This window comes from Streptomyces sp. NPDC002577 (assembly GCF_053594815.1).
In genome coordinates, this window is the sequence record NZ_JBSFWK010000114.1 from 1 (window position 1) to 1,031 (window position 1,031).

The following is a 1,031-nucleotide window of genomic DNA, read 5'->3' on the forward strand; positions in this document are numbered from 1 at the left end:
GAACGCCTGGGCCTGGACATGCAGGCACTGCGTGACCAGGTGGCTTTCCTCAAGAGCGATCTGCGCGTCCGGCTGCGTGCCGCGGTCGAGCGGGTTGCGCCGGGCAAGGCGGTGATGCTCGACGACGACTTCTTCGGTCTGGGGAACGTGGCGGCGCAGACACCGTCGTGGAAGCGGGAGGCCGCGAAGTACTGGGGCGACGAGTACTTCAGGCACCGCTTCCAGCGCCCGGAGGCGGACCGGCTGCGCGGGGACCTTGCGGCCACTCCGAGCGAATGGGCGCGTCTGGGCGTCGGGCTGAGCGAGCGTGAGGTGGCCTTCCTCGCCGCCAACCAGGGTGCTCTTCGGGTCATGGGCTTCCGTACGGAGAAGGTGCCGCTGGAGCAGGTGGCCTTCGACGAGCAGGGGGCGCCGCTGCTGGGCGAGTTGCGTTCGGCGCCGGGTGTGCTGGGTGTCGAGGTGCACTACAGCGCTCCGGAGGGCACCGAGGGCCGGACGGTGACCGGGATCACCCTGATCGTCGAGGAGCCCACGGCTGTCGAGGAGCCGCGCGCGGGCGATCTTGGTCCGGACGAGCAGGGCCCGGAGCTGCCGATGAGCTCCGTCTCGGGCAAGGCCTGGTTCGCGTTGGACGAGGACTCCGAGCTGTTCCGCGAGATGCACGGCAGGCGGGGCATGCCGATGACCGCGGGCGTGTCGGGCACCGCCGCGCAGATGGGGAACGCCTTCAAGCTGCTGAACGTCCCCGGTCTGGACGCGGAGGGCCTGACGCTGGCCCTGATCGGCTGGATGCTTCCGCTCCAGGACCACTCGCTGTACGAGATCCTGGCGGGTCTGCAGACGGCGGACGTGGTGTCGTCGCTGGCGGCGAACCCGCTGGACGACGCCGTGCGCATGTACCGGTCGGTTCCGGGGGTGTCGTCGGCCGAGCTCCGTCAGTGGGTCGCGGTGGACGGCATGCTGCCGCACGAGGCCGCCTACTGGTCCAAGGTCTTCACTGCGCCCGAGGACGGGGGCTTCACCGGGCTCGA

1 pseudogene is annotated in these 1,031 nt (G+C 70.4%); it reads left to right on the forward strand.

The window, feature by feature from the left end:
• Positions 1 to 1,031 (forward strand): annotated as a pseudogene (locus tag ACWD4J_RS44140) (hypothetical protein); the annotation flags it as partial.